Annotated in this window: 21 protein-coding genes; 12 read left to right on the top strand and 9 right to left on the bottom strand. The window is 63.7% G+C overall.

The window, feature by feature from the left end:
• Nucleotides 1-43: 43 nt before the first annotated feature.
• The gene (gene cobT, locus Q4G22_RS03605; RefSeq protein WP_303384528.1) at nt 44-1,912 is read left to right on the top strand and encodes a cobaltochelatase subunit CobT; all 1,869 of its coding nucleotides are present in this window, start codon (nt 44-46) and stop codon (nt 1,910-1,912) included.
• Between the two features lie 9 nt (nt 1,913-1,921).
• Here the strand turns inward: cobT and ilvA are convergent, their stop codons facing one another.
• Together ilvA and Q4G22_RS03595 are read right to left on the bottom strand one after the other, a co-directional pair.
• Nucleotides 1,922-3,169 carry a threonine ammonia-lyase IlvA gene (gene ilvA, locus Q4G22_RS03600; RefSeq protein WP_303384527.1) on the bottom strand — a complete coding sequence of 416 codons (1,248 nt, stop codon included), beginning with the start codon at nt 3,167-3,169 and terminating at the stop codon, nt 1,922-1,924.
• Nucleotides 3,170-3,207: 38 nt separating this feature from the next.
• A complete protein-coding gene (locus tag Q4G22_RS03595; RefSeq protein ID WP_303384526.1) occupies nt 3,208-3,885 on the bottom strand; it encodes a hypothetical protein in 678 nt (225 codons plus the stop codon).
• 158 nt (nt 3,886-4,043) lie between these two features.
• On the opposite strand from Q4G22_RS03595, the gene Q4G22_RS03590 reads away from it, so the two are divergent.
• Nucleotides 4,044-5,291: an argininosuccinate synthase gene (locus Q4G22_RS03590; protein ID WP_368661456.1), complete on the top strand. Its 1,248-nt coding sequence runs from the start codon at nt 4,044-4,046 to the stop codon at nt 5,289-5,291.
• A gap of 69 nt (nt 5,292-5,360) precedes the next feature.
• Here Q4G22_RS03590 and Q4G22_RS03585 read toward each other — a convergent pair whose 3' ends face one another.
• Nucleotides 5,361-6,185 (bottom strand): AraC family transcriptional regulator, encoded by an 825-nt coding sequence (locus Q4G22_RS03585; RefSeq protein WP_303384524.1) that lies wholly within the window; start codon nt 6,183-6,185, stop codon nt 5,361-5,363.
• A 222-nt stretch (nt 6,186-6,407) separates the two neighbouring features.
• Here Q4G22_RS03585 and Q4G22_RS03580 point away from each other — a divergent pair, with 222 nt between their 5' ends.
• The 4 genes from Q4G22_RS03580 to Q4G22_RS03565 all read left to right on the top strand — a co-directional run bounded on the left by Q4G22_RS03580 (nt 6,408) and on the right by Q4G22_RS03565 (nt 9,862).
• Nucleotides 6,408-7,511, top strand: coding sequence for an NADH:flavin oxidoreductase/NADH oxidase (locus Q4G22_RS03580; protein ID WP_303384523.1), 1,104 nt, complete (start codon nt 6,408-6,410; stop codon nt 7,509-7,511).
• A gap of 40 nt (nt 7,512-7,551) precedes the next feature.
• Nucleotides 7,552-8,103, top strand: a complete 552-nt coding sequence (gene mog, locus Q4G22_RS03575) for a molybdopterin adenylyltransferase (protein ID WP_303384522.1) — start codon at nt 7,552-7,554, stop codon at nt 8,101-8,103.
• Nucleotides 8,104-8,255: 152 nt separating this feature from the next.
• Complete coding sequence (locus Q4G22_RS03570) at nt 8,256-9,026, top strand: SDR family NAD(P)-dependent oxidoreductase (protein ID WP_303384521.1); 771 nt, start codon at nt 8,256-8,258, stop codon at nt 9,024-9,026.
• Nucleotides 9,023-9,862: an SMP-30/gluconolactonase/LRE family protein gene (locus Q4G22_RS03565; protein ID WP_303384520.1), complete on the top strand. Its 840-nt coding sequence runs from the start codon at nt 9,023-9,025 to the stop codon at nt 9,860-9,862. Before Q4G22_RS03570 ends, Q4G22_RS03565 begins: the two co-directional genes overlap by 4 nt.
• A gap of 115 nt (nt 9,863-9,977) precedes the next feature.
• Here the strand turns inward: Q4G22_RS03565 and Q4G22_RS03560 are convergent, their stop codons facing one another.
• The 6 genes from Q4G22_RS03560 to Q4G22_RS03535 are packed head-to-tail and all read right to left on the bottom strand — an operon-like array spanning nt 9,978 to nt 16,548.
• Nucleotides 9,978-10,577: a 2-dehydro-3-deoxy-6-phosphogalactonate aldolase gene (locus Q4G22_RS03560; protein ID WP_303384519.1), complete on the bottom strand. Its 600-nt coding sequence runs from the start codon at nt 10,575-10,577 to the stop codon at nt 9,978-9,980.
• Nucleotides 10,574-11,467, bottom strand: coding sequence for a 2-dehydro-3-deoxygalactonokinase (locus tag Q4G22_RS03555; protein ID WP_303384518.1), 894 nt, complete (start codon nt 11,465-11,467; stop codon nt 10,574-10,576). Before Q4G22_RS03555 ends, Q4G22_RS03560 begins: the two co-directional genes overlap by 4 nt.
• Nucleotides 11,464-13,503 (bottom strand): alpha-galactosidase, encoded by a 2,040-nt coding sequence (locus Q4G22_RS03550; RefSeq protein WP_303384517.1) that lies wholly within the window; start codon nt 13,501-13,503, stop codon nt 11,464-11,466. Before Q4G22_RS03550 ends, Q4G22_RS03555 begins: the two co-directional genes overlap by 4 nt.
• The gene (locus Q4G22_RS03545; RefSeq protein ID WP_303384516.1) at nt 13,500-14,345 is read right to left on the bottom strand and encodes a carbohydrate ABC transporter permease; all 846 of its coding nucleotides are present in this window, start codon (nt 14,343-14,345) and stop codon (nt 13,500-13,502) included. Before Q4G22_RS03545 ends, Q4G22_RS03550 begins: the two co-directional genes overlap by 4 nt.
• A gap of 1 nt (nt 14,346) precedes the next feature.
• The gene (locus Q4G22_RS03540) at nt 14,347-15,255 is read right to left on the bottom strand and encodes a carbohydrate ABC transporter permease (protein ID WP_303384515.1); all 909 of its coding nucleotides are present in this window, start codon (nt 15,253-15,255) and stop codon (nt 14,347-14,349) included.
• A gap of 48 nt (nt 15,256-15,303) precedes the next feature.
• Nucleotides 15,304-16,548 (bottom strand): ABC transporter substrate-binding protein, encoded by a 1,245-nt coding sequence (locus Q4G22_RS03535; RefSeq protein WP_303384514.1) that lies wholly within the window; start codon nt 16,546-16,548, stop codon nt 15,304-15,306.
• A 110-nt stretch (nt 16,549-16,658) separates the two neighbouring features.
• Between Q4G22_RS03535 and Q4G22_RS03530 the strand changes: the two genes are divergently transcribed.
• The 6 genes from Q4G22_RS03530 (at nt 16,659) to Q4G22_RS03505 (ending at nt 24,280) form a co-directional block, all read left to right on the top strand.
• Nucleotides 16,659-17,438 carry an IclR family transcriptional regulator gene (locus Q4G22_RS03530; protein WP_303384568.1) on the top strand — a complete coding sequence of 260 codons (780 nt, stop codon included), beginning with the start codon at nt 16,659-16,661 and terminating at the stop codon, nt 17,436-17,438.
• Between the two features lie 7 nt (nt 17,439-17,445).
• Nucleotides 17,446-18,492 carry an ABC transporter ATP-binding protein gene (locus Q4G22_RS03525; RefSeq protein WP_303384513.1) on the top strand — a complete coding sequence of 349 codons (1,047 nt, stop codon included), beginning with the start codon at nt 17,446-17,448 and terminating at the stop codon, nt 18,490-18,492.
• Nucleotides 18,493-18,501: 9 nt separating this feature from the next.
• On the top strand, nt 18,502-19,650 hold the full coding sequence (gene dgoD / locus Q4G22_RS03520; protein ID WP_303384512.1) for a galactonate dehydratase: 1,149 nt from the start codon (nt 18,502-18,504) through the stop codon (nt 19,648-19,650).
• 2 nt (nt 19,651-19,652) lie between these two features.
• The gene (locus Q4G22_RS03515; RefSeq protein ID WP_303384511.1) at nt 19,653-21,845 is read left to right on the top strand and encodes a glycoside hydrolase family 2 TIM barrel-domain containing protein; all 2,193 of its coding nucleotides are present in this window, start codon (nt 19,653-19,655) and stop codon (nt 21,843-21,845) included.
• Between the two features lie 211 nt (nt 21,846-22,056).
• A complete protein-coding gene (locus Q4G22_RS03510) occupies nt 22,057-23,322 on the top strand; it encodes an ABC transporter substrate-binding protein (protein ID WP_303384510.1) in 1,266 nt (421 codons plus the stop codon).
• A gap of 73 nt (nt 23,323-23,395) precedes the next feature.
• The gene (locus Q4G22_RS03505) at nt 23,396-24,280 is read left to right on the top strand and encodes a carbohydrate ABC transporter permease (RefSeq protein ID WP_303384509.1); all 885 of its coding nucleotides are present in this window, start codon (nt 23,396-23,398) and stop codon (nt 24,278-24,280) included.
• The last annotated feature ends 13 nt before the right edge of the window (nt 24,281-24,293 follow it).

The following is a 24,293-nucleotide window of genomic DNA, read 5'->3' as shown; positions in this document are numbered from 1 at the left end:
GCGGCCCTTTGACAATGCCGCCATTCCGGCAGACAACAATCCTATGCAAAAGACCGACAACCCCGCCGATCCGTTCAAGAAAGCCCTGACCGAAGCGACCCGCGCCTTGGCCGAGGATCACGAACTGAATGTCACCTTCACCGCCGACCCGGCGGGCGTGTCGGGCGACACCATGCGCTTGCCGCAGGTCAGCCGGCGGATGACGCGCGATGAAGTTCTGCTGGCGCGCGGCACCGCTGATGCGCTGGCGATGAAGCTGCGCCACCATGATGCGCCGATCCATGCCCGCTATGTCCCTGCCGGGCCGATGGCGCGCGAACTGTATGAGGCGATGGAGACGGCCCGGTGCGAGGCGTTGGGCGCGCGCGACATGCCCGGCGCGCTGTCGAATATCGACGCGAAAATCGGGGCCGAGGCGGATAAAAAGGGCTGGGCACAGATCAAGGCCGCGTCCGATGCGCCGCTGTCGGTGGCGGCGGGGCTGATCTTGCGGCAGGCGGCGACGGGGCGGGCGTTGCCGCCCGGCGCACAGCATATCGCCGATCTGTGGCGGCCCTTTGTGGAACAGCAGGCCGGGGGCACGCTGGACGATCTGTCTGCGGCCCTGGCTGATCAGGCGGCATTCGCGCGGCTGGCGCGGCAGGTCATCAGTGATCTGGGCTATGGCGATCAGCTGGGCGACGACCCGGATCAGCCCGAGGACGAGGCCGAGGACGACGCCGAACAGCAGGACCGCACCGGCGAGGAACAATCGGCCGAGCCTGACGATGGCGAGGACGCCGAGGCGTCCCCCGAACGCAGTCAGGAACGCCAGCAGGACGAACGGCAGGCGCAGGTTTCCCTGGACGATCAATCCGACGAGGAAATGGCGGATGAGGCGGAAATGCCCGATTCCGAGATGCCGCCTGATCTGCCGCCCCCCGTCAGCGAGGCTTCGGCGGAATATAAGGTGTTCACCCAAGCCTTTGACGAAGAAATCCGCGCCGAAGATCTGGCCGAACCCGCCGAACTGGAACGGCTGCGCGCCTATCTGGACAAGCAGCTGGAACCCCTGCGCGGGGCGGTGTCGCGGCTGGCCAACAAATTGCAGCGCCGCCTTCAGGCGCAGCAGAACCGCAGTTGGGAATTCGACAAGGAGGAAGGCGTTCTGGACGCGGGACGCTTGGCGCGGGTGGTGGCGAACCCGACGACTCCGCTGTCGTTCAAGATCGAAAAGGACACCGAGTTTCGCGACACGGTGGTGACGCTGCTGATCGACAACTCTGGTTCGATGCGTGGGCGGCCGATTTCGATTGCGGCGATCTGCGCCGATGTGCTGGCCCGCACGCTGGAACGGTGCAGCGTCAAGGTGGAAATCCTTGGCTTTACCACCCGCGCGTGGAAGGGCGGGCAATCGCGCGAACAATGGCTGAAGCAGAACCGCCCCGCCGGACCGGGCCGTCTGAACGACCTGCGCCATATCATCTATAAAGGGGCCGATGCGCCGTGGCGGCGGGTGCGTCCGAACCTTGGGCTGATGATGAAGGAAGGCTTGCTGAAAGAAAATATCGACGGCGAGGCGCTGGAATGGGCGCATCGGCGGATGGTCAAACGGGCCGAGGCGCGCAAGATTCTGATGGTGATTTCCGACGGCGCGCCGGTGGATGACAGCACCCTCTCGGTGAACCCGGCCAATTATCTGGAAAAGCACTTGCGCGACGTGATCGCCATGGTCGAACGGCGCAAACAGGTGGAATTGCTGGCCATTGGCATCGGCCACGACGTGACGCGATACTATGACCGTGCGGTGACGATCACCGATGTCGAACAGCTTGGCGGCGCGATGACCGAACAACTGGCGGCGCTGTTCGATACCGACCCGCGCAAACGCGCGCGGGCCTTGGGCATAAGCGGGGCGCGGCGGGCGGGTTAGGCCGCCCCCTTACACCAGCAGTTCCGACAGAATGTCGTCCAGCGTGATGTCACGAAAGGCGAAACCGGCGGCGGTCAGCCGCTTTGTCAGCGCGGTCAGGTTTTCCGGCGCGGTGCTTTCGACGCCCAGCAGGATCGAGCCAAAGTTGCGGGCGGATTTTTTCAGATATTCGAACCGTGAAATATCGTCATCCGGCCCCAGCAATTGCAGGAAATCGCGCAGCGCGCCAGGGCGCTGCGGCAGGCGCAGCACGAAATAGCGTTTCAGCCCGGCGAACCGCTGTGCGCGTTCCTTGACATCGGGCAGACGTTCGAAATCGAAATTGCCGCCGGAACAGACGCAGACAACAGTTTTGCCGCGAATGTCGTCCAGATCCTGCAACACGTCGATGGCCAATGCGCCCGCCGGTTCCAGCACCACGCCTTCGGTGTTCAGCATTTCCAGCATGGTGATACAGATGCGGTTTTCCGGTGCCAGATGCACATCCGAGGGCGAATAGCGCCGCAATTCGGCAAAGGGCAGCGCGCCGATGCGGGCCACCGCCGCGCCATCGACAAAGCCATCCACGGCGGGCAGGGTGACAGGCTGGCCGGTTTCCAGTGCGCCTTGCAGACTGGCCCCGCCCAAAGGTTCAGCAAAGGCCAGCCGGGTTTCCGGGGCCTGTTCACGCAGATATTTCGACACCCCCGACGACAGCCCGCCGCCGCCGACCGGCAGCACCACCAGATCGGGGGCGCGGCCCAGCTGATCCAGCATCTCCATCGCGACGGTGGCCTGCCCCTCGATCACATCGGGGGAATCAAACGGCGGCAGGAACTGCGCGCCTTGCTGCGTGCAGAAATCCTGCGCGGCGGCCAGCGTCTGGTCGAAATAATCGCCGGTCAGCACGATTTCCACGCAATCGCCACCAAAGACACGAGTCTTGTCGATCTTTTGTTTCGGCGTCGTCACCGGCATAAAGATCGTGCCGCGCGCGCCGAAATGACGGCAAGCAAAGGCCATGCCCTGCGCATGATTGCCCGCGCTGGCACAGACGAAATGCGCATCCGCGCCGTCACGCCCCTCCATATGCTTGCGCATCGCGTTAAACGCCCCACGCAGCTTATAGCTGCGCACGGGGGTCAGATCCTCGCGCTTGAGCCAGATATCGGCACCGTATCGGGCCGACAGAAAGTCATTGCGTTGCAGCGGCGTGGCGTCGAACAGCGACCGGATGGCAGCGGCGGCCTGACGGACAGAGGGGGCAAAGGGTTCCATACCCCGCCCATGCCGCGAAAGCGGCGGATTGGCAAGGGTCAGCGCAGATCACGCCCTTCGACATAATGGCCGTAAAGCGTGGTGCAGATCGACAGCGACAGAAGCGTAAAGATCCACGCACCGACCGCTGCCACGATCACCAGCAGCGGGATGCTGTCTGGCGATATGTTCAGCAGCAGATAGCCTATGAGTCGAAGCGTCTGTTCGCCAAGAAATTGCAGCACGAACAGAAAGAACGCCAGCGCCAGCAGCGTGCCAGTAATGCCCCGTGTCGCGGTCCATGCCGTCGTCAATGGCTTTTCCACCTGAACCGCAGCGCCGGGCAGTGCGACAGACAGCCGCAGCATCAGCAGGGCGATTGCGATACCTATCAGCGCAGCGACTGCCATTGCGCCCGATATGGCATTCGTAAGCGACGCAATTGCCACAAGAATGTATCCAAGCGGCGCTGCCGCCGCGAAGGCCAGCAGCCCGATCTTCAAGGCGGTCACGATATACGCGGCCAAGGGTCCGGCGGGCAGATGTGGAACAAATCCCTGCGGCTGGTTCAGCAGCGCAAAACGATGCCAGTTCACGCCCATGACGGCGGTGGTGATCAGCCAGATCAGGCCCGTGGTCAGCAGCAGCAGGATATTTTCAAGTGCGCCCAGCGGCATCCTTGGCATAGACAGCATGAGGGAGCCGAGCAAAAGGAGTTGCACCAGCATCGGCAGCACCGAAATGCGGACCGCCTGCCCCAGATTGGCGGTCAACTGCCGCCACGAATGGGTCAGGATGCTCAGTGCCTTCATTTTGTCTCCGGCTGCGATGGTGCGGCATTGTTATTGCCCCGCCCCACTTGTGGCAATCGCCGTTCCGTCCTATCCCGTCGAAAATTCGACAAGGGGTTAACCGTATGACTGACGCGCCGAAAAAAGTCGTTCTGGCCTATTCCGGGGGCCTTGACACCTCGATCATCCTGAAATGGTTGCAAACCGAATACGGCTGCGAGGTCATTACCTTCACCGCCGATCTGGGGCAGGGCGAGGAACTGGAACCCGCGCGCGCCAAGGCCGAACTGTTGGGGATCAAGCCTGAAAACATCCACATCGACGATCTGCGTGAAGAATTCGTGCGCGATTTCGTCTTCCCCATGTTCCGCGCCAATGCCCTGTATGAAGGGCTGTATCTGCTGGGCACCTCGATCGCGCGACCGCTGATTTCCAAACGTCTGGTCGAAATCGCGCATGAACATGGGGCCGATGCCGTGGCGCATGGCGCGACCGGCAAGGGCAACGATCAGGTGCGGTTCGAACTGTCCTGCTATGCGCTGGACCCGGCGATCCGCGTCATTGCGCCCTGGCGCGAATGGGATCTGACCTCGCGCACCAAGCTGATCGAGTTTGCCGAACAGAACCAGATCCCCATCGCCAAGGACAAGCGCGGCGAGGCCCCGTTCAGCGTCGATGCCAACCTGCTGCACACCTCGTCCGAGGGGAAAGCACTGGAAAACCCCGCCGAGCAGGCCCCCGATTACGTCTATCAGCGCACCGTGAACCCCGAGGACGCGCCCGACACGCCCGAATATATCGAAGTGACCTTTGAACGCGGCGATGCGGTGGCGATCAACGGTCAGGCGATGTCGCCCGCGACCATCCTGACCCGGTTGAACGAATATGGCGGGCGTCACGGCATCGGGCGGCTGGATTTCGTGGAAAACCGCTTCGTCGGCATGAAGTCGCGCGGCATCTATGAAACCCCCGGCGGCACGATCTTGCTTGAAGCGCATCGCGGCATCGAACAGATCACGCTGGACAGCGGCGCGGGCCATCTGAAAGACAGCATCATGCCGCGCTATGCCGAACTGATCTATAACGGCTTCTGGTTCAGCCCCGAACGCGAGATGCTGCAAGCCCTGATCGACAAATCGCAGGAACACGTCACCGGCACGGTGCGGCTGAAACTGTATAAGGGCAGCGTGAATTGCGTTGGCCGCTGGTCGGATCATTCGCTTTATTCCGAAGCGCACGTAACCTTTGAAGACGACGCTGGCGCTTATGACCAGAAAGACGCGGCGGGCTTTATCCGCCTGAACGCGCTGCGGCTGAAACTGGTCGCAAACCGCAACGCGCGGGTGAAGTGATCGAACCGCCCCGCCACACCGGCGGGGCGTTTTCCATTTGGGGGCGGTGATGATCGCCTCACCCGTATATCAGGCTATGGGTATCCAGATTTCAACGACGCCGCGCCCGGTTTCAGGATCGAACCTGCTGTCATAGCGTTCAAAATCGGGCCGCTTTTCCGGGGTCAGACCAAGATCGGTCAGGCTTTGGTTCCAGATGGTGTAAACGGTTTTAGGCAGATCGGCGATGTGACCTTTGTGGCTGAACACCGCATAGCGGCCTGCCGGAATGTCAATATGCTCCATTCCGTCGCTGTGGCCCGCTGCCTCAAGCCCGGCGACATAGCGGAACCGACCAGCATCATCGGCATCGCAGCACACACCATACCATATGCCGGCAATGGCATTGCTGACGTCCCTGTGCCGGGCGTTGAACGCAGACCAAAGGGGCGGAATCACGCTGGTATCTTCAAAGCTGCACATTGCGCCCAACCCCACGACACGAAATGCCGCGCGGTCCCGTATTTCGGGCTTTGCCACGTTGACGATCATCTCTTTCTTCATTTCCATAGGCTCCATAAGCGATAGGGAACGGACCGAACGGACCTTGCGAACCGTGCTGGGCAGCACGCCAAAATAGCCTGCAAAGGCCCGCGTGAACGCTTGATGAGAGCCATAGCCTGCATCAAACGCGATGCTCAGCGGCGTATTCTCACTGTCGGCAATTGACCGGGCCGCCAGTGAAAGGCGGCGCCCCCGCATATAGGACATGATCGAAAACCCCGTGTTTTGGCGAAAGACACGGCACATATGAAAGCCGCTGACGGCGCATCTGTCCGCGATCACATCAATCGTGATGTCCTTGTCTGGCAGGTTCGTTTCGATTTGCCAGATGATCTTGTCCAGCAAGGCCATGAGGGTCTCCTTCGGTTCACGGCATGGGTATCCCATAATCATGCGGCCCCGTGCTTGATCGTTCTTGCTGGTTTGCGGCAGCCGATATTACGTGATTACGTGTGTTGCAGCAGATCCGCCGGTTTGCTGTTTGCAAGGCCACTGGCCCGGCTTGAACCGGCCCGCAAAGCGATTACCTGACAGCGGCGGCGCAACCTGCCGCGCCACAAAAGGAACCTCTTCATGTCCTCCTTATTCCAGCCCCTGACCGTCAAGGACGTCACCGCCCGCAACCGCATCGCCGTGCCGCCGATGTGTCAGTATATGGCCGATGACGGGCTGGCGAATGACTGGCACCGGGTGCATTATGGCGCGCTTGGGCAGGGCGGCGCGGGGGTTGTCGTGGTCGAGGCGACGGCGGTGTCGCCCGAGGGGCGGATCACGCCGAACTGCCTTGGCCTTTGGAACGACGAACAGGCCGAAAAGCTGGCTGACATCGCGCGGCTGATCGCGGCGCATGGCGCGGTGCCGGGCATCCAGATCGCCCATGCCGGGCGCAAGGCCAGTGCCAACCGCCCGTGGGATGGCGACGATCATATCCCCAACGATGCGCCCAAGGGCTGGCAGACCATCGCGCCCTCGGCCGTTGCCTTTGGCGGCCATCTGGGCAAGGTGCCGACCGAGATGACGCAGGATGACATCGCCCGTGTCCGCGCCGATTTCGTTGCCGCCGCGATCCGGGCGCGCGATGCCGGGTTCCGTTGGCTGGAACTGCATTTCGCCCACGGCTATCTGGCGCAGAGCTTTTACAACGACAAAAGCAACCAGCGCGGCGATGAATACGGTGGCAGCCCGGAAAACCGTGCCCGCTTTCTGATCGAAACCCTGCGCGATGTCCGCAAGGTCTGGCCGGAAAACCTGCCGCTGACCGCGCGTCTGGGGGTGCTGGAATTCGATGGCCGCGACGAGGCGCAGATGGCCGAAACCATCGCCCTGACCACCCGGTTCCGGGATGAGGGGCTGGACCTGCTCAGCGTCAGCGTGGGCTTTACCACGGCGGACGGACAGATCCCCTGGGCGACGCCGGGCTTCCTTGCGCCCTATGCGAAACGTATCCGTCAGGAAACCGGGCTGCTGGTGTCGTCGGCGTGGGGCTTTGACGAGCCGGGCTTTGCGCAGCAATGTGTAAGCGACGGCACGCTGGATCAGGTGCTGATCGGCAAGGCGCATCTGGCCGACCCGCACTGGACCTATCTGGCCGCCACCCGGTTGGGCGTCGAAAATCCGGCAGACGTGCTGCCCGATCCCTATGCGCATTGGCTGCGCCGCTATCGCTTCGCTGGTTAAGCGGCTTTTCATCGGGCGGCGGTTGCGGCAGGATGCGGCCATGACACACGCCGCCCGCGCCCCCCGCCCCGCCCGTATCGCCATCGTCACCGTGTCCGACCGCGCCGCGCGCGGCGAATACGAGGATAAGGGCGGCCCCGGCGCAGAGGAATGGCTGCGCGGGGTCATCACTTCGCCCATGGAGATTGCGCGCCATATCATTCCCGACGGGCGCGCGGGCGTGGCCGAAACCTTGCGCGCGCTGGTCGAGGGGGGTAGCGACTTGATCCTTGTCACCGGCGGCACCGGCCCGGCCCCGCGCGACGAAACGCCCGAGGCGCTGGCCGATGTGATGGAAAAGGAACTGCCCGGCTTTGGCGAGGAAATGCGCCGCGCATCCTTGGCCGAGGTGCCGACGGCGATCCTGTCGCGCCAGACGGCGGGCATCCGCGACAGCAGCCTGATGATCCTGCTGCCGGGCAAGCCCGCAGCCATCGCCACCTGCCTGAACGCAGTCTTTGCGGCTGTGCCCTATTGCCTCGATCTGATCGGCGCGGCGCGGGTTGAGACCGACCCGGCGCGGATCAAGGCGTTCCGGCCCAAGGCTGGGTGATCGGCGGCGGTTGATCTGCCCCGGCAACCGGCGGCCTGTCTTTGATGCTTGCCGGTGTGCCGGCAGATGTTCTTGCGCATATGCCTGAAAAGATGAACGATCGTTCGCGTGGCACAGTTCCGTGCCGCATCGTGCAGCCGAAAGGACAGCCCTTGCAGAATCTGCCTGTTTTTCCCGACCTGAACGGGGCCTCGGTCTTTATCACCGGCGGCGGGTCCGGCATCGGTGCCGCCTTGACCGAGGGCTTTTTGCGGCAGCGGGCCAAGGTGGCCTTTTGTCAGCGCAGCGATGCGGGGGCGTTTTGCGATGCGATGGAGGCGGCGACAGGCAACCGCCCGCTGTTCCTGCCCTGCGACATCACCGACATGGCTGCGCTTGGGGCGACGCTTGATGCCGCAGCAGCGGCACATGGCCCGGTGACGGTGCTGGTGAACAATGCCGCCAATGACAAGCGGCACAATCTGATGGATGTGGACGAGGCGTTTTTCGACTGGTCCATCGCCATCAACCTCAAAGCCTATGTCTTTGCGGCCAAGGCTGTGGTGCCGGGGATGCGGGCGGCGGGTGGCGGGGCGATCATCAATTTCTCTTCGATCAGTTACATGATGGGGAATGCGGGCTATCCGCTGTATGTGGCCGCCAATTCAGGGATCAACGGGCTGACGCGGGCACTGGCGCGCGAGTTCGGGCCGGATCGCATCCGGGTCAATGCGCTGGCGCCGGGCTGGGTGCTGACACAAAAGCAAAAGGATCTGTGGGTCACGCCCGAAGGGCTGGCGGCGCATCTGGATCGCCAATGCCTGAAAGACCCGCTGGAACCCGAAGATATTGTCGGTGGCTGCCTGTTTCTGGCGTCCCGCGCCGCGCGCGCGATGACCGGGCAGGCGCTGGTGATCGACGGCGGTGTGGTGGTGACGGGATGATCTTTGATCCGCGCCCCTGCGAACTGGGTGAAGGGCCGCTGTGGCACCCGCTGCGGGATCAGTTGTTCTGGTTCGACATCACCGGCCAGCGGATGCTGTCGCGCGACGATCACCCGCAGGAATGGCGCTTTCCCCGGATGGTGTCGGCGGCGGGCTGGGTCAGCCGGGATGTTCTGCTGGTCGCGGATGAATGCAGCCTGTTCCTGTTCGACCTGAGCACGGGAACGGCGACGCCGCTGGCCGATCTCGAAGCCGACAATCCTGTGACCCGATCCAACGATGGCCGTGCCGATCCGCAGGGCGGGTTCTGGATCAGCACCATGGGTAAAAGCGCGCAGCCGGGCGCAGGCGCGATCTATCGCTGGTATCGCGGCGAATTGCGCTGCCTTTTTCCCGGTATCACCATCCCCAACGCCATCTGCTTTCCCCCCGACGGGCGGAGCGCATATTTCACCGACACCGTAACCCGACAGGTCATGCGGGTGGCGCTGGATGCGCAGGGCTGGCCGGTGGGTCAGCCAGAGCTGTTTCTTGACCTGGCGCCCGAGGGGCTGAACCCTGACGGTGCCGTGATCGACACACAGGGGCTGATGTGGCTGGCCGAATGGGGCGCGGCGCGGGTGGCGGCCTATACGCCTGATGGTGCACGGGTGCGCACGATCAGCTTTGACGCGCCGCATAGCTCGTGCCCGGCGTTTGGCGGCGATACGCTGTATTGCACCACCGCGCTGCAAGGCATGGATGCGGCGGCGCGCAGCAGATACCCTGCCGCCGGGCAGACCTTCATGGCCCCCGGCGTGGCGCAAGGACAGGCGGAGCATCAGGTGATCCTGTAACGGCCCCCGGCATTTTGGGTCTGGAAATATCCTCCGGGATGAGGAGGATCAGGAAAAGGTCAGGCGCACCTTTCCCCGACGAATGGGGTGGCCCCCCGGCCTTGCGGCTGCCCCGCTAGACCGCATCCCAGGCCGCCACCACCGCCCGCGCCCTTGCCGCCACCACCGCGGCATCATCGCCCGGCTTATACAGCGACGATCCGATGCCAAAGCCCGCCGCCCCCGCCGCCCGCCAGTCCGCCATATTGGCCACCGACACGCCGCCAACCGCCCACAGCGCCGTGCCGGCAGGCAATACCGCCCGCATTGCGCGCAGCCCGGCGGGGCCAATCAACTCGCCCGGAAACAGCTTCAGTGCCGTTGCGCCAGCGGTCAGGGCGGTAAAGGCTTCGGTCGGGGTCATCACGCCGGGAAAGCTGTCCATCCCGGCGGCGCGGGTGGCGGCGATGACTGCCGGGTCGCAATTGGGTGACAGCACCATCCGCCCCCCCACCTCTGCCACCTGCCGCGCCTGATCCGGGGTCAGCACCGTGCCCGCGCCGATTTGCGCAGCCTTGCCGCAATCGCGCGCCAGCGTGGCGATGCTGACCAGCGGGTCGGGGGAGTTCAGCGGCACCTCGATCCGGGTGATGCCCGCACCGATCAGGGCGGCGGCTATGGCGGGGGCCTCGGGCGGGGTGAGGCCGCGCAGGATGGCGATCAGGGGGCGGCTCATGCGGGGATTCCTTGTGCAAAGGCGGTGAAAAGCCCGGTCAGCGTGGCGTCCTGCGCGGGCAGGATGCTGACCGGCACGCCCTGCGCCGTCAGCGCGCGGGCATACAGGCCGGACAGACCATCTGCGCCGATCACCATCACATCGCAGCCCAGCCACCACGGGCGGGCGGCGGCCAGTTCCCAGCCGATCAGCGTGCCCGACAGCCGTGCCCGCGCCAAGGCCGGGTCCAGCCCGGTCAGCAGCATTTCGGCCCGGATCTGGAACAGCCCGGCATAGCCCGCCGCAGGCCGCGCCATCGCGTCGGATACCGCTGCATCAAAACCCGGCCCGTCGGTTTCCGTTCCGACCGAGTGGCGCAGCACCGACTGTCCGGCCAGCAGGCCGAACAGTTCGCCGGTCATGAAGGTTTTGAAGTTGCAGATTTCCCCGGCGGAAATGCGCACCCATTTCGTATGCGTGCCGGGCAGGCAGGCGATGCCGTCAAAATCGGGCTTGTGCGCCAAAAGCCCGGCGATCTGGGTTTCCTCGCCGCGCATCACATCGGCGGGGGTATCCTGCCGCACGCCGCAGACGATGCTGACCGGGCGTCCGCCCGGATCGCCCGGCACCCGCACCAGCCGGGGAACGGCGGGGCAGGGGGCGGAAACATAGGGGGCCTCGACCCAGCCCTGACGCGATCCGAGCATGCCGCAGGCGATCACTGGCACTGCTGGCCAACCTTGGGTCATATCGGCCAGCACAGCCGCGAAATCATCGGGGCGCAGCACGCCCATCCCCTGATCCGATGCGCGGCTGTCCACGATCCGTGCCCCCGCCATCGCCCAGACACGCAGGTTCGTCGTGCCCCAGTCGGCGGCAATCCAGTCGATGCGATGCGTGTGATCTGTCATAGGCGCTGTCCTTCGATGACGGCGATGGTCTGGGGGAAAGCGGGGGGTAACGCCACCCCCTGCGCCATCAGCGCGGCACCCGACAGCGTGACCGGCGCGTCACAAATCGCCGTGCGGGCGCGGGGGTGGCCGGACGGACGCTCGATCAAGGTCAGGCGATAGCGCGCGGCGGGGTTCAGCCCGGTCAGCCGCAAGGGGGTGGGCAGGATCGGCGCGGCGGTCGCAAGGCTGGCGGCAAAGACTATAAAGCGCGCACCATCGGCGGCGATCTGCATTTCGGCCACGGTCTCGGGCGCGGTATCCAGCCGCCAGATGTCGCCCGCCATCATCCAGCCCCGGTTCGCCTTCCACCATGCGGTGATGCGGTGCAGGGTGGCGGCCTCATCTTCGGTCAGCTCGCGCGGGTCCATCTCGAACCCCATGTGCCGCTGTGCCGCGACCCATGCGCGCAGGGTCATCGGCAGGATGCGCCCCGAGGAATGGCAGATGCGCGGCCCCACATGGCTGCCGGTCGCGCAGGCGGGCAGAAAGGCCGCGTCATGCTGAATGCGCAGTCGTTCCACCGCGTCATTGCTGTCGGACAGCCAGACCCGTGCACAGCGCGTCAGAATGCCGCCGTCGATCCGCCCCCCGCCCGAGGCGCAGCTTTCGATCTCGACCCCCGGATGGGCGGCGCGCAGCCGGTCCAGCAGCGCATAGGCCCCGCGCGTCTGCGCCGTGTCGGGAAAGGGCGGCAGGCGGTTGTGGTCCCATTTCAGGTAATCAATCGGCCAGTCGGTCAACAGCGCATCGAGCCGGGCAAAGATATGGGCGCGCACGTCCTGTCGCGCCATGTCCAGATGAAACTGGTTGCGCCCCCTGATCTGATCTTTGGGGCCAAGCACCCAATCAGGGTGCGCGCGGAACAGGTCGCTGTCCTCGGAAATCATTTCCGGTTCGATCCACAGGCCAAAGCTCATCCCAAGGGCGTGGATCTGTTCGATCAGCGGGCCGAACCCTTGCGGGTATTTCGACGGATTGATCTGCCAATCGCCCAAGGATGTCGTGTCGTCATCGCGCCGCCCGAACCAGCCATCGTCCAGCACGAAACGTTCCGCGCCAAGGGCGGCGGCGCGGCGGGCGATGTCGGTTAGCTCAAAGGGATCGTGGCGGAAATAGACCGCCTCCCAACTGTTGTAATGCACTGGGCGGGGCTGACGCGCGGGCGGCAAGCGGTCGCGAATGGTGCGCTGCATCGCGATATTGATGCTGTTCAGCCCCTCATCCCCGCGCATCAGCCAGATTTCGGCGGTCGCAAAATCGGTGGCGGGCAGGCGTTCCGACCCCGCGGTGTCGCCGATCTGGATCATCCGCCGCCCGTCGGGCAGTTCTGCGGCAATCATGCGATGTCCGCCGGACCATGCGTAATGGATCGCATGGGCCGTGCCATCGGTGTGGGTGGTGCCGGGGGCGGACAGGATCACATGCGGCACGTGTTCGTGCCCCGACCGGCCGGTGCGCGCATCGGTCATCTGCGTGCCGCGCAAGGGCATCGTCACCGGCTGGAACTCGCGCAGCCAGCGGCCGGAAAAGGTGGTGATCTGGTCCAGCGGCGCGGGCACCGGCAGGGTGAGGGACAGATAATGCAGGCTGACGGGGTGTTCGCTGCGCAGATGGGCGGTGACGACGATCATCCCGTGCGGGCGCGGGGCCAGGCGGAACTCCAGCGCCAGCCCGTCCGCCTGATGGGTCAGGTGCAGCGTATCGCCCTGATGCCGTGCCTCGGTCAGCCGCCAGTCGGGTTCAACCGGCCCGCTGGCATCATAGGCCACCAACCCCGGCGGGCCGGGAAAGCTGTGCCGCGCCTCGGGACACAGCGTCAGCGGCGGCAGGGCGTCCAGCATCCCGCCGCTGACTCCGCCCTCGGCGGCGGTGGTCAGGGCGGCCAGATCCTCGTCCTCCGGCAGTCGCGGTCCCCAATAGGCGCAGCGCGCCATGCCGCCACCCGATACCAGAACCAGCGTCTGCGCCCCGCTGTCTACCCGCCAGCATCTCATTTCACCGCACCAAAGGTCAGACCGGCGATGAAATGGCGCTGCATCAGAAAGAACATCAGCACCGGCGGCAGCGCGGCCAGGATCGAGCCGGCGGATACCAGATGCCAGGCCGCGATCCATTGCCCGTTCAGGCTGTTCAGCCCCGCCGTGATCGGTTGCGTGCCCGCCCCTTGGGTCAGCACCATCGCCCAGAAATAATCGTTCCAGATAAAGGTGAACACCAACACCGCCAGTGCCGCGATGGCCGGGCGCACCAGGGGCAGCACGATGAACAGGAAGATCTGCCATTCGCGCACACCCTCGACCCGCGCGGCCTCGATCAATTCGCGCGGCAGGGCCTTGATGAAGTTGCGCATGAACAGGGTGCAGAATCCGGTCTGAAAGGCGATGTGGAACAAGGCCAGCCCGGTGGTGGTGTTATACAGACCCATGGTCACGGTCAGGTCGCGCACCGGCACCATCAGGATCTGAAACGGCACGAAATTGCCCGCCACGAACATAAAGAACACCAGCATCGACAGGCGGAATTTGTAAACCGCCAGCGCAAAGCCGGTCATGCAGGACAGCGCCACCGCGCCGATCACGGTGGGGATGGTGACCTTGAAACTGTTCAGCAGATAGCTGGCAAAGGGCGAATTGCGGAACACATCGGCATAGTTTTCCCACGCAATCCGCGAGGGCATACCGAAATAATTCCCTGCCGCCAGATCGCCGGACGGGCGCAGCGATGTCATCGCCACCCCCAGCAAGGGCAGCAGCCACAGGATCAGCATCACCGGCAGCGCGACCTTATACAGCCGCTGCGCTGCGGGCGTCATGGTCTGGATGGGGCGCGGGAACATCTTACAGCCCCCTTTCGTCGCGCCACATCTTCCAGATGAAGCCCGAGATAAAGATCATCATGATCCCGAACAGCACCACGGCAATGGCCGCGCCGTAACCCATGCGATAGCCATATTCCGACAGCGCCTGTTCATACATGTAATAAGACAGCACCCGCGACGACCCGAACGGCCCGCCCGAGGTCATGATCGAGACAAGATCAAAAGACCGCAGCGCGCCGATTACCGTCACCACCACGGCAATAAAGGTCGCGGGACGCAATTGCGGCAACACCACATGCCACAACAGCCGCCAGCCGCGCGCTCCGTCAAGGCGGGCGGCCTCGATCTGGTCGGTGGCGACGGCATTCAGCCCGGTCAGATACAGGATCATGCAATAGGCGATCTGCGGCCACAGTCCCGCCGCGATGATGCCATAGGTGACATATCGTTCATCCGCCAAAATGGCGATGCCGCGCCCGGTGAACCATTCGATCAGGTTGTAGAACAGCCCAAAGCCGGGGGCATAGAACCATGCGAACATCAGGCCCACCACGACCTGACTGATGACAAAGGGAAAGAAGAACAGAGACTTATAGATGCGCATCCCGCGCACCGTCTGGTTCAGGAACAGCGCGATGGCCAGCCCGGCCGGCACCGCCAGCATATACAGTACCAGCCACAGCAGGTTGTTCTTGAGGCTGGTATAGAACGCCTCGTCCCACCACAGTTCCTGATAATTCGCCAGCCCGATCCAGCGCATGTCGCCAAGGCCGTTCCAGTCGTGAAAGGAAATCCAGATCGACTGAAAGATCGGGATCACGACATAGACCGCAAACATCGCCATGCCGGGTGCCAGAAACAGCCAAGGCGTCAGGCTGCGGCTGATCCGGCGGCGGCGGGGCGTGGCGCGGTGAGGCAAGACAGGCATGGCGCATCCGATAAAGGGGGCGGGCCGTCAAAGCCCGCCCGATGTGGATCAGTTGGCGTAAACGCGGGCGCGCATCCGCTCTAACCGTTCAAGGATGGTGTCCAGACGTTCGGGGCGGACCATGAATTCCTGAAAGCCCTCCATCCCGGCTTTGGCCATCTCGGCGGGGGCGTCGCGGTCAAAGAATTGCGCGATGCCGCCGGTGGCGGTGGACAACAGCTCGAACCCTTTGATCAGGAAGGGGTCGTCATCCACCTCGGCATGGACGTTGATCGGCAATTGCCCCAGCGTCTTGTTCATCTGGGTCTGCACTTCGGGCCGGGCCATGAAGGCCAGGAACAGTTTCGCATCCTCGACGTTCTTCGCGCCCGCAGGGATGTGGATGCTGTCGGTCGGCGCCTCTTCGGCGCGGGGAATGCCGGGGTTGATCGTCGGGAAGGGCATAAAGCCCAGATTGTCATTCGTCATCCCGCCATCCTTGAACGCCGCCACGGCAAAGTTGCCCATGACGAAATTCGCCGCCCGGCCCTGCACGATGTTTGACACCGCGTCCTGCCAATCGACCGCCGCGTGATTGGCGCTGGTATAGGGCACGACCTTGGCCCATTCGGCAAAGACCGCGCGCACGGCGTCATCCGTCCACGGGATTTCGCCATTGGTCAGCTGCATATGCCAGTCATAGCCATTGGTGCGCAGCGACAGATAGTCAAAGATCCCCGCCGCCGGCCACAAAGCGCGGGTGCCGGTGGTCAGGCAGTCGATGTTCGCGGCCTTGAACTGTTCGCAGGCGGCGATGAAATCGTCCCATGTTTCGATGGAATCCGGGTCAACGCCGACCTGTTCATAGACATCGGCGTTATAGTAGATGCCCCACTGATAATAGGTATAGGGGATGCCCCATTGCTTGTCGTCGATGGTCATGGACGACAGGGCGGGGGCCAGGGCGTCTTTCAGGCCGTGTTCCTCCCACACGTCTGACACGTCCTGAAACTGCCCGGCTTCGACAAAGGGGGCCATGCGGTTGCCCGCATACCAGTTGGCCAGATCCGGTGCATCCGCCGTCAGAAAGTTGCGGATGGCGGTTTTATAGCCCTCGTGGTCGAACAGGTTCACCTGCACCTTGATGTCGGGGTGTTCCGCCTCGAAGGCTGCGATCAGCTCGTCAAAGGCGGCCTTGGGGGCGGGGTCGGATGCGTCGTGATTGATGACCAGTGTGCGCTGCTGCGCCGCCACCGGCGCGGCAGTGGCCAGCAAGGCCGCCAGCACCACCAGCCCGTGTTTCAGTTGAGCCATGGTATCTCCTCCCGTTTGGTTCCAATTAATGAAACTTTGTTTTGATTATTGAAACTGTGCGCCGAATCGCCTAGCCTGTCAACAGAAACGGGGGGCAGGTGACGGTGAACATGCGGGCGCAATCGGATGGGACGGTGGGGCGAACGCTGGCCGTGCTGGACCTTGTGGCGGCATTTGACCGGCCCGTGCGTTTCGCCGAACTGCTGCCTGTGGCGGAACTGCCCAAGGCGACGCTGTATCGTTTCCTGCAAGTGCTGGTGCGGCAGGATATGCTGATGTTTGACGAAGACCGGCAAAGCTATGCCCCCGGTATCCGGCTGGTGCGACTGGCCCATGCGGCCTGGGCGCAATCCAGTCTGGCGTCGGTCGCGCGCGATGTGCTGGACCGTCTGGCTGCCGAACTGGGCCAGACGGTGCATCTGGCGCAACTGGATAACGGCGCGGTGCTGTATGTCGATAAACGCAATGCCGCGCAGCCGGTCGAGATGTTTTCGCAGTCGGGCAAGGTTGGCCCGGCCTATTGCACCGGCGTCGGCAAGGCGATGCTGGCGTATCTGCCCGATGACCGGCTGGCCGATGCGATCAGCCGCCAGTCGTTTCATCGCCATACGCCGAATACACTGACCACGCCCGACGCGTTGCGCGCCGATCTGGCCCGTATCCGCGAACGCGGCTATGCGCTGGATGACCAGGAGCACGAGGCAGGCATCGCCTGTATCGCCGCGCCGATCCTGTCGGGCAGCGGGCGGATGCTGGGGGCGTTGTCGGTGACAACGACGACTGCGACAGTGCCGCGCGCTGATCTGCTGGCGCTGGCGCGGCCGGTGACAGTGGCCGCGCGCGAAATTGCCAGTGCCGCCGAGGCGTGGCGCTTCCCCGAACGGCAATGAGGTTCCCATGTCCGGTGTCCAGCTAGCCCGTATTACCAAGGATTTTGGTCAGCACCGCGTCATTCATGGCGTCGATCTGGTGATAGGGCAGGGCGAATTCTGTGTCTTTGTCGGGCCTTCGGGCTGTGGCAAATCCACCTTGCTGCGGATGATCGCCGGGCTTGAGGAAACCACCGACGGCCAGATCAGCATCGGCGGCGAGGACGTCACCGACGCCGATCCCGCCGACCGGGGCGTGGCGATGGTGTTTCAGACCTATGCCCTGTATCCGCATATGACCGTGCGCCAGAACATGGGCTTTGGCCTGAAGATGAACGGCCATCCCCGCGCCGAAATCGCCGCCAAGGTGGCCGAGGCGGCGCGCATCCTGAAGCTGGACCCTCTCTTGGACCGCAAGCCCGCCGCCCTGTCCGGCGGGCAGCGTCAGCGCGTCGCCATTGGCCGGGCCATCGTGCGCGGACCAAAGGTATTTTTGTTTGATGAGCCGCTGTCCAATCTGGATGCCGAACTGCGCGTTGAAATGCGGGCCGAGATCGCCCGCCTGCACCGCGAAATCGCCGCGACGATGATCTATGTCACCCACGATCAGGTCGAGGCGATGACCATGGCCGACAAGATCGTGGTGCTGCGCGCGGGGCGGATCGAACAGGTCGGCGCGCCGATGGATCTGTATGACGACCCGGACAACCGCTTTGTGGCGGGGTTCATCGGCTCGCCCGCGATGAATTTTGTTGCGGGGCAGGCGCGGGGCGGACAGGTGCAGACGGCGGCCTTTGGCGCCATCCCCGCCCCGCATCTGCCAGATGGGCGCGAGGTTGACATCGGCCTGCGCCCCAATGCGCTGCGGTTGACGGATGGTGATGGGTTCCGCGTCGAGATGGCCGAAAATCTGGGTGGCGTCAGCTATGTCCATGTGACCGCGCCATCGGGGGAAAAGCTGATCGTGGAAACCGACCGGCGGCTTGATCCGGCGGGGGGCGGGCAGGTCGGGCTGCGGTTTGATCCTGCCGATGCGTTTTTCTTTGACACTGCCAGCGGCCAGCGGCTGCGCTAGGGGAGGCCCATGAAAATCACCGCGATCGAAACCTTTATCGTGCCACCGCGCTGGTGTTTTGTGAAAATCAGCACGGATGAGGGCATCTGTGGCTGGGGCGAACCCGTGCTGGAAGGCCGCGCTGCCACCGTCGCCGCCATGGTCGAGGAATTGTCCGACTATCTGATCGGGCGCGATCCGGGGCTGATACAGGATCACTGGACGGTCATGTATCGCGCCGGTTTCTATCGCGGCGGCGGTATTCACATGTCGGCCATCGCGGGCATCGACCAGGCGCTGTGGGACATCAAGGGCAAAGCTTTGGGCGTGCCTGTTCATTCCTTGCTGGGCGGTCAGCAGCGTGACCGTATCCGCGTTTACAGCTGGATCGGCGGCGACCGTCCCGGCGACACCGCCCGCATGGCGCGGGATTGTGCCGACCGCGGCTTTACGGCGGTGAAAATGAACGGCACCGAGGAAATGCAGTTCATCGACAGCCACGCCAAGGTCGATCAGGTGCTGGAGCGGGTGCAGGCCATCCGCGACGAGATGGGACCGGATTTCGGCATCGGCATCGACTTTCACGGCCGCGTTCACCGCCCGATGGCCAAGGTGCTGGCGCGCGAGTTGGAACCCTTCCGCCTGATGTTCATCGAGGAACCCGTGCTGTCCGAACATGCCGAGGCGCTGCGCGAGATCGCCAACCATTGCAGCACCCCGATCGCCTTGGGCGAGCGGCTGTTTTCCCGTTGGGATTTCCGCGACATTCTGGCGGGCGGTTATGTGGACATCATCCAGCCCGACCCCAGCCATGCGGGCGGTATCACCGAAACCTATCGCATTGCGGCCATGGCGGAATGTCACGACGTGGCGCTGGCGCTGCACTGCCCGCTTGGCCCTATCGCGCTGGCGGCGAACCTGCAATTGGATGCGGTGTGTTACAACGCCTTTATTCAGGAACAATCGCTGGGGATTCACTATAATCAAGGGTCTGATCTGCTGGATTACCTGACCGATCCCGGTGTGTTCGACTATCAGGACGGCTTTGTCGCCATCCCGCAGGGGCCGGGGCTTGGCATCACCGTGAACGAAGAAAAAGTCCGGGCAGCGGCGGCAGAGAGCCACCGCTGGCGCAACCCCGTCTGGCGTCACGCCGACGGCAGCTTTGCCGAGTGGTAATCATGCGTCAGATCATCCGACTGAATGATAACTGGATCTTTGCCGAAGGGTTTGACCCCGCATGGATCGCCGCACCGATGCAGGGCGCGGCGGTCAACCTGCCCCATAACGCCGTTGATCTGCCGCAGAGCTATTTCGACGAGACCTGCTATCAGCGCGCCTTTACCTATCAGCGGCGGTTGCCACGTGGTGACTGGGACGGGCGCCGGATCGAGCTGCTGTTCGATGGGGCGATGGCTGATGCGTGCGTCTGGATCAACGGTGTGCAGGTGGCTGCCCATCCTGACGGCTACACCCCCTTCACCGCCGATCTGACCCCGCATCTGGCGGATGACAACCTGATTACCCTGCGCATCGACGGGTCCGAAAACCCCGCGATTCCGCCCTTTGGCGGGCAGATCGACTATCTGACCTATGCCGGGCTTTACCGCGATGTCTGGCTGCGGGTGCTGCCCATGCGGCATATCCGCGGCGTCCGGGTGCTGACGCCTGATGTGTTGGCCGATGACAAGACCGTCGCCTTCGACGCCGATCTGTCCGCCCCCGGCCCGCTGCTGGCGATCTTGCGCGGCCCGGACGGCACGGAAATCGCCCGCAGTGATGGCGCGCCGATGACCGGGCTGCGCGACATCCAGCTATGGTCGCCCGAAAGCCCGGCGCTCTATACGCTGGAGCTGTCCTTGCCCCAAGGCGACCGCCTTACCCAACGGTTCGGCTTTCGCAGTGCCGAGTGGCGCGCGGACGGGTTTTTCCTGAACGGCGAACGGGTGCAGTTGCGCGGGCTGAACCGGCATCAGGCGTTTCCCCATGCCGGTTACGCGGCTGGCCGCCATGCGCAGGAACGCGACGCCGAGATCTTGCGCTTTGATCTGGGCTGCAATCTGGTCCGGTCCTCGCATTACCCGCCCAGCCCGTGGTTTCTGGACCGCTGCGACGAAATCGGGCTGATGGTGATCGACGAGATTCCCGGCTGGCAGCATATCGGCGATGCGGTGTGGCAGGATGCGGCGGTGGCTAATACCGCCGCGATGATCCGCCGCGACCGAAACCATCCCTCGATCATCATCTGGGGCGTCAGGATCAACGAAAGCCCCGACTGCCACGATCTTTATACGCGCACCAATGCCACCGCGCGCGAACTGGACCCGACGCGGCAGACAACCGGCATCCGCTGCATCACCGACAGCGAATTTTTGGAAGATGTCTATGCGATGAACGATTTCGTGCTGGACGAATCCGAACAGCCCGGCGTGAACCGCCCCCGCACCGCGCTGCGTCCGGTCCCCGAGGTGACGGGCCTGAGCCGCGCTGTCCCCTATATCGTGACCGAATTCAACGGCCATATGTTCCCGACCAAGGCAGGCGACCCGGAACTGCGGCAGATGGAACATGTCATCCGTCATCTTGAGGTGATGAATGCCGCCTATGGCGATCCGGCCATCGCGGGCAGCGTCGGCTGGTGCATGTTCGATTACAACACGCACAAGGATTTCGGCGCGGGCGACCGCATTTGCCATCACGGCGTCATGGATATGTGGCGCGAACCGAAATTCGCCGCCTATGCCTATGCCAGCCAGAAACCGCCGTCCGAAGGCATGGTCATGCAGCCCGTCACCTGGTGGGCACGGGGCGAGCGGAACTTTGGCGGTATCCTGCCGCTGATCGTGCTGACCAACTGCGATGAGGTGGAATTTGACTGTCTCGGGATCAAACGCCGCGTCCAGCCCGACCGCGAGCGCTTCCCGCATTTGCCGCATCCGCCGGTCATCATCGATCACCGCCATATCAGTGCCGAAGAACTGGGCCTGTGGGGCATGGCCTGGCACCCCGGCACGTTGCGCGGGCTGATTGACGGGCGCGAGGTGATCCGCCGCGATTACGTCGCCGACCCGCTGCCCACCCGGCTGGAGATTGCCCCCGACGCGGACCACCTGCCCGCTGATGCCGACACCGACCTGCGGGTCATCATCCGTGCGCTGGATCAGGTCGGCAACCGGCTGCCGTTTCTGGCGGGGGCGGTGCGGGTCAGCATCGACGGCCCGGCCCGGCTGATCGGCCCGGATCTGCGGCCCTTGCAGGGGGGCACCACCGGAATGTGGCTGCGGCTGACGGGTGATCCGGGCGACATCCGCATTACCGCTGAACTGGCACAATTTCCGGTGGCGCAGGCTGTGGTTACGGTGGTGCCGGGCTGACAGGCTGCGGCGGCTTGCGCCTTTCGTTCCCTCGGTTCTGACGGGGCGCGTCGTTTGGGGGCGATGGGTGGTGCGCGAACTCTGGGCAAGGGCAGCATCCGCAGCCTGTTTCGTTTACCAGACGGTCACGGAATCGTTGACATGTAGTAAAACTTCATATCACTGTAGCTTTACTAGAAGCGGCAAAAGCGCCGCCTGTCGGGAGGTAAACATGACATTATCCGTGCTGAAGAACGGCGCCGCTGTGCTGGCCCTGACCGTTACCGGGGCCGCCCTGCCCGCGTCGGCGGGGGAATTGATCTATTGGTCGATGTGGAACGAAAACGAACCACAGGCCGAGGCGCTGAAAGACATCATGGCGAATTACACCGCCGCCAACCCGGACACGACCTTTAACGTCGTGTGGAACGGTCGCCAGAACCAGACCAAGCTGCGTCAGGCACTGGCCGCGCGCACGCCGGTCGATCTGATGGATCAGGACAGTGACCAACTGGCGGGCGGTCTGCAATTGCAGGATCAGTTACGCGACCTCTCGGGCGATCTGACGGATGAGGTCAAGGCGGCGCTGCTGCCCGGCGTGCTGTCCCTGTATGGGCAGGGCGACACGATCGCCCAGCTTCCCTATATCTATAACACCGTCAATTTCTGGTATGACAAAGAGGCGCTGGCCGAAATCGGCGCTCCGCCCGCGACATGGGACGATCTGATCGCGCTGTGCGGTGCCGCGCGCGCGGCGGATACGCATCTGCTGGTAATCGAAGGCAATGTCGCCTTTTATAACGCGGCCTATTTCTCGCATTATCTGGCGCGCAGGAATGGCGCGGATGCGATGCTGGCGGCCTTTGCCGACAAATCCGGCGAGGGGTGGAACGACCCCGCCGTGCTTGAGGCAGCAAAGGCCGGGCGTCAGCTTTGGGACGCTGAATGTATCGCGCAGGACGCGCGCGGGTTCCAGTATCCCGCCGGGCAGCAGACCATCGCCATGGGCGAAACCGTGGGCGAGCTGGTCGGATCATGGTTGCCGACCGAGTTGTCGGCCACCACCGGGCCGGATTTCGGCTGGGGTGCGTTCAATTTCCCGGCTGTCGCCGATGGCAAGGGCAAGACCACCGATCTTGAGGTCGCGATGGTGTCGATCGCGATCCTGAAAGATGCCCCCAATGCTGATGAGGCGGCGGGTTTCCTGAACTATCTGATGGGGGCCGAGGCGCAGACCCTGCTGGCCGAAAAGGGCGGCGTTGGTGTGACGCGCGGCGGTGTGACATGGCCCGGCGCACTGGCCGAGGCCGAAACGGCGGCGGCCGAGGCAACGGCGCTGACCCCCTATGGCGGTGGTCTGAACGTGCTTTACCCGGAATTCACCTCGCAGGTGTTGCAGCCGGAATATAACCGCATGTTCCTGGGCGAAACGACGCCGGAACAGTTCGTCGAACGGCTGGTCGCCGAGACCAGGAAATACTGGGACAGCCAGAACTGATCTGGCCGCTGGCTGACCGCGTGTTCCGGTCGGCCAGCTACCCTGTCGCACTCTGCATGAAAAGGGGCGTCGCATGATCCGCCGCCGCATGGTCTTTCTGTTTCTGGCGCCTGCGCTGGTGCTGTATCTGGGGCTGATGATCCTGCCTGCTATTCAGGCGTTTCAGCTCAGCTTTTATTCGACCAGCGGTTTTGGCGATGATCCGGTCTGGGTCGGCTGGCGCAATTACATCCGGCTGTGGGGAGATCCGATCTTTTGGCGTTCGGTGCGGAACATGCTGTTCGTGCTGGCCATCGGCGGGGCGGCGGTTTTCGCGCTGGCCTTTCTGTTCACCATGCTGCTGAATTCCGGCATCTGGGGCAAAAAGCTTTTCCGTGCGCTGATCTTTCTGCCCAATATGATCGCCGTGGTGGCGATCACGACATTCTGGTCCTTTGTGTTCACGCCCCGTTATGGCCTGCTGACCAGTCTGCTCAAGGCGCTGGGGCTGAACGATCTGGCGGCGACGGCATGGACAGCACCGGAAAACGTGCTGGGTGCGATGCTGGTCGGTCTGATCTGGGTGTCGGCGGGATTTTTCACCATTCTGGTGCTGGCCGGTGCCGATAAAATCCCGCAGGACATGTTCGAGGCCGCGCGTCTGGAAGGTGCATCGAATTTCCAGATTTTCCGCTATGTCACCCTGCCGATGATCTGGGACATCGTGACCATTGCCGTGGTGCTGTGGTCGATTCAGGCGATCAAGCTGACCGAATTTCCCTATGCCTTTGGCGGCCCGAATATCGACCAGAATCTGTATACCCCGGCGATCTATCTTTACATCATGGGCTTTGGGCAGCGCGAACCCGTCTATGCGCTGGGCTATGCCTCGGCCATTGGTGTCGCTTTGTTCGTCTTTACCCTTATCACCATTGTCGGGCTGCGTCTGCTGATGAAGCGCGACCGGTTGGAGTATTAAGATGGCACATCCC

The sequence above is a fragment of the Paracoccus sp. (in: a-proteobacteria) genome, from assembly GCF_030538655.1.
GTDB lineage: Bacteria > Pseudomonadota > Alphaproteobacteria > Rhodobacterales > Rhodobacteraceae > Paracoccus.
The sequence above is the reverse complement of the archived record's forward strand: the minus strand, read 5'-3'. Positions and strand labels throughout refer to the sequence as shown.